General features: G+C 52.0%; 6 protein-coding genes and 1 pseudogene. 1 reads left to right on the top strand and 6 read right to left on the bottom strand.

The genetic code is table 11. The annotated features are described in order from the left end of the window. The 6 genes and pseudogenes from JF818_RS01185 to JF818_RS01160 all read right to left on the bottom strand — a co-directional run. A pseudogene (locus tag JF818_RS01185) lies at positions 1 to 261 on the bottom strand (hypothetical protein); the annotation flags it as partial. Continuing rightward, positions 258 to 545, bottom strand: coding sequence for an NAD(P)H-dependent oxidoreductase subunit E (locus JF818_RS01180; RefSeq protein WP_198890167.1), 288 nt, complete (start codon positions 543 to 545; stop codon positions 258 to 260). The pseudogene JF818_RS01185 and the gene JF818_RS01180, both read right to left, overlap by 4 nt. A 121-nt stretch (positions 546 to 666) precedes the next feature. Then, the gene (locus tag JF818_RS01175; RefSeq protein ID WP_233065364.1) at positions 667 to 1,338 is read right to left on the bottom strand and encodes an SHOCT domain-containing protein; all 672 of its coding nucleotides are present in this window, start codon (positions 1,336 to 1,338) and stop codon (positions 667 to 669) included. 123 nt (positions 1,339 to 1,461) lie between these two features. Next, entirely contained in the window at positions 1,462 to 1,716 is a 255-nt protein-coding gene (locus JF818_RS01170) for an SHOCT domain-containing protein (RefSeq protein ID WP_198890166.1), read from the bottom strand. 15 nt (positions 1,717 to 1,731) lie between these two features. Then, complete coding sequence (locus JF818_RS01165; RefSeq protein WP_198890165.1) at positions 1,732 to 1,923, bottom strand: SHOCT domain-containing protein; 192 nt, start codon at positions 1,921 to 1,923, stop codon at positions 1,732 to 1,734. A gap of 141 nt (positions 1,924 to 2,064) precedes the next feature. Beyond that, positions 2,065 to 3,999, bottom strand: coding sequence for a copper-translocating P-type ATPase (locus JF818_RS01160; protein ID WP_233065362.1), 1,935 nt, complete (start codon positions 3,997 to 3,999; stop codon positions 2,065 to 2,067). A 6-nt stretch (positions 4,000 to 4,005) separates the two neighbouring features. On the opposite strand from JF818_RS01160, the gene JF818_RS01155 reads away from it, so the two are divergent. Beyond that, positions 4,006 to 4,199, top strand: a 194-nt coding sequence (locus JF818_RS01155) for a hypothetical protein (protein ID WP_198890163.1), incomplete at its 3' end; no start/stop codon positions are given.

The following is a 4,199-nucleotide window of genomic DNA, read 5'->3' as shown; positions in this document are numbered from 1 at the left end:
CTCCCGTTCCTCCACAAGCGGCAGGCCGAAGGCCAACCTGAGACGTTGCTTCACGATGGAAAGTTCCCGGTATGAACAGCAACGGTACATCGGGTTTCCCATTTCGATGATACTGAATGGGAGGGACTCTATTTCCGAGGGTTTCTTTCCGTCAAGTATGAATCGTACTGTCTCCATGAGCAACCGCCTACGGAGATCGGTCACAGGAGTATAGATTCCCCGCATCCGTTCAAATACCCGTTTTACGCCGATCTCACTCATGGCTTTGCCTCCCGCTTCTTCTCTATTCGGGTATGCACATCGTCCATGATCGCTTCCAGTTTCGCCTCGAGAATATAATCGCCATCGATTTTCACAACAGGAGATCTCCTCGAGTGATCGCAGACTTTATTGGGACAGGACATCTCGTCGATGATGCAATGTTCCTGGATATCCTTCTCGGCGCGTAAAGCTTCCACAAGCTGGGAAGCTCCTCGGAACGCGCAGTTGGTACCGGTACAGACGGATACATGGATACTGTCCCCATTCTTTTGAGAATTGTTCATACAGGACCTCCCGATTATTTCTCGCCTTCCAGTATATGGGAGATATCCATCGGAATAAAGGCTTTTGCAGAAAAAAATATCCGATTGGCGGCACCCATGCCGGCAATCGGACTTCCTTATTCTACTCTTTCAGCTCTTTCGACATCCGCTGATACTCCTCGCGGGTAATCTTGCCTTCGGCGTAGCGGCTGCGAAGAATTTCCAGGACATCGCTGGAACTGTCGGGGCCACTTCGGCGAGACCGTACGAGAGCGACTACAACAACTGCAATGACAACAAGTATCACGATAATCGCGATCCAGCTCCACCAATTGCCTGACCAGCCCATCATGCTACCGGGACCATAGCCCCATCCATAGTTGGATGAGGTGGGGTTGTAACGCGCGTTACGGCTCCAACCTCCCATCATTCCCGGTCCCATAAAGCCGTATCCGCCCATGCCGGGTCCCCACGTGTCGAGCTTCCCGTCGTTCTGGAGGTAGTTGTAGGCAATCCAACGGTGGGTCGATGCTAGTTGCTCGGATCCTTCTCCTCCCATCATCTCATCCATCCATTCGTGTCGCTCTTCATCGGCGATCATGAGATCCATGACCGCATCACCCAGTTCCTCAAGTAGAGCCGGACGTATCAGGTCGGGATCGATGAGCGTGATACTTGTCACGCCTTGCACCTGTTTGATTTCGTTGAGGATCACGTCGGCAGTTCTGCCGTGTCCTTCTTCTTCCTGCGCCCAGAGTGTTGTTCCCACGATCAGGAACATGATACTCAAGGTTATTACGAATATTTTCTTCAATTTGTTGTCTCCTTCTACGAAAGATTTCTCTTCATCGAGTCGAACTCTTCCCAGGTGATATCACGTGGGGCATATCTCTTCTTGATCATCTCAAATACAATTTCCAAATTGGCAAGATCCTCTTCAACGAAGGTCTTTCTTCATCTTCTCAAACAGCTCGCGATCGATCTCACCATCGGCATATCTGTTTTTAAGTAGCGCGATTGCCTCCAAACTGCCAGAATTGGACCTGTTCCGATGTGAGAGATGCACCGCAAGAAGCACGACGACCGTCACCCCAATGAGCAACAATCCGATCATCATCCCCCGGGACCACCAGTCGGACCCGAACCAACCGCATCCGCCGACATTGCCAAGACCGTAATATAAGCCGTGCATACCATTCCTCCATCATCAATTCGAGATGTCTTCTCTCATGCTGAGGTATTCCTCCCGTGAGAGGGTCCCTTGTGCATATCGCTTACTGAGCGCTTCGAGCGCCTCATCGGTTCCTTTACGGAAGGAATCATCTTTTCTACCGAACATATCCGTTCTGAACAACAGATACATTATCAAGAGGGTCCCAAGGATTCCAAATATCATCATTTTTAACCTCCCACACCCCCGAGGGGGTGTGTAGTCAATGTAAAGCAATGCCGCGTATCTGCAAAGAGTTCCCCTGAATTCTTTACCTGATCTTCACCGTTGCCCGTCCCAGCGGCAAGGTTGAGCGAGATCAGGAAAGGATCAGCCCGCTTGCTTCGGTACTTTTAGCAACCGGGCGTTGATTGCAACCACCACCGTGGACAAGGTCATCAGGACGGCACCCACCTCCGGTTGCAGGATGAACCCGGTGAAGTGCAGAACTCCCGCGGCAAGAGGAATGGCAAACACATTGTATGCAGTAGCCCACACCAGGTTCTGGATCATCTTGCGATAGGTGGCTTTTCCGAACCTGATGAGCGTCACGATATCCTGTGGATTTGAATCCACCAACACGATATCGGCGGTGGACGCCGCCACATCGGTTCCCGACCCGATGGCAATCCCGACATCGGCTTGCGCCAGGGCAGGAGAATCATTCACGCCGTCTCCTGTCATCGCCACGAATGAGCCCTTCTTCTGCAGTTCCTTGATCTTCTGTTGCTTCTCATCGGGCAACACCTCGGCAAAGTAGCCATTCATGCCCAATTCCTCGGAAACGGCACGGGCGGTCGCTTCGTTGTCTCCAGTGAGCATCCAGCAGGCTATGCCCATTGATTGCAGCGTCTTGATGGCGCCATGGGACTCTGGACGCACCGTATCACTGAGGGTGATAGAGCCAATCAACCGCTTTTCCACCAGGACAAAAACACGGGTTACAGCCTGTTCGTCCTTGGCAGAAGGGATGTCGATGCCGAGTTGACGTGCATGGGAAGGGCTGGTAACCAGAATTGCCGAACCATCGACGTTCCCGCCGATGCCCTTCCCCTTGATTGCCGAGACTTCGTCCACAGAGGACAATTCAAGGCCTTGGGCGGTTGCATGTCCAACGATGCTTTTCCCGATAGGATGCTCCGAATGTGCTTCAACAGATGCTGCCAATCGCAACACCTCCATTTTCGAATAGGTCCCCGTGTAGGTCGATGTCACATCGGTCACCGTGAAAGTACCCTTTGTGAGCGTGCCCGTCTTATCGAACACAATGGTATCGATTTTTCGAGCCTGCTCAAATGCTGTCCGATTTCGGATGAGCAATCCGTGTTGTGCAGATTTGGCAGTTGAGACAGAAACCACAAGGGGAATGGCCAATCCAAGTGCGTGGGGGCAGGTGATGATCATAACGGTGGCCATTCGTGTGATGGCGAACTGCAGGTCGTAGCCGACAAGTAGCCAGCTGACCAAGGTGGCAATTCCAATGGTGATTGCCGCTATGGTCAGGTAACGGGCTGCCCGGTCGCTCAACTTCTGTGTCTTTGATTTGACTTGTTGTGCCTCGCGGACCATGGTGATTATCTTCGACAGATATGCATGTTCTCCGACTCCATCAACCTTGATGGTGATGCTGGAATCACCATTGATCGACCCGCCGATGAGCCTGTCTCCCTTCTCGCGTCGGACCGGACGCGATTCCCCTGTGAGCATTGATTCATCGACATACCCGGCACCTTCGTGGATCCGGCCGTCGGCGGGAATTTTCTCCCCAGGTTTTACTATAAGGAGATCGCCATTCTCAACATGACTGAGTGGTATGTCCTTGATTGTTTCCCCTTCTTTCCTGTGGGCTTCCGATGGCATGAGGCGGGCCAGTTTTTCCAATGCCGCCGATGCGCCTACGACGCTGGTCATTTCTATCCAGTGTCCCGCAAGCATGATGGCGATCAAGGTTGCAAGTTCCCAGTAGAAGGGCATCCCTGGAAGACCGAAGGTAACAGCAGTACTATATCCGTAGGCTACTGTGATAGCCATGCCTATTAGTGTCATCATCCCCGGAGATTTTTCCTTCAACTCCTTCACCAAACCGGAAAGGAAAGGCCAACCTCCTACGAAATACAGAATCGTAGCCAAAAGGAATACGACATAGTCTGCCCTCGGGAACGTCCATCCAAAACCAGTGAGGTCCTTGATCAACGGCGTAAGCGCAAGGATGGGTAACGTGAGTAACAAGCTGAAATAGAACATGTAGCGAAAGTCCTTTATCATCATTGGATGGTGGTCCGCATGGTTGCCATGGACCGAATGATTGCCATGGTCCGAATGATTGCCATGGTCCGAATGATTGCCATGGTCCGAATGATTGCCATGGTCCGAATGGTTGCTATGGTCCGCATGGTTGCCATGGTCCGAATGGTTGCCATGGTCCGAATGGTTGCCATGGTCCGAATGGTTGCCATGACCATGAT

This window comes from Sphaerochaeta sp. S2, assembly GCF_016406725.1.
In the GTDB taxonomy this organism is placed as follows: domain Bacteria; phylum Spirochaetota; class Spirochaetia; order Sphaerochaetales; family Sphaerochaetaceae; genus Sphaerochaeta.
This window is presented reverse-complemented; position numbering and strand designations above follow the sequence as displayed.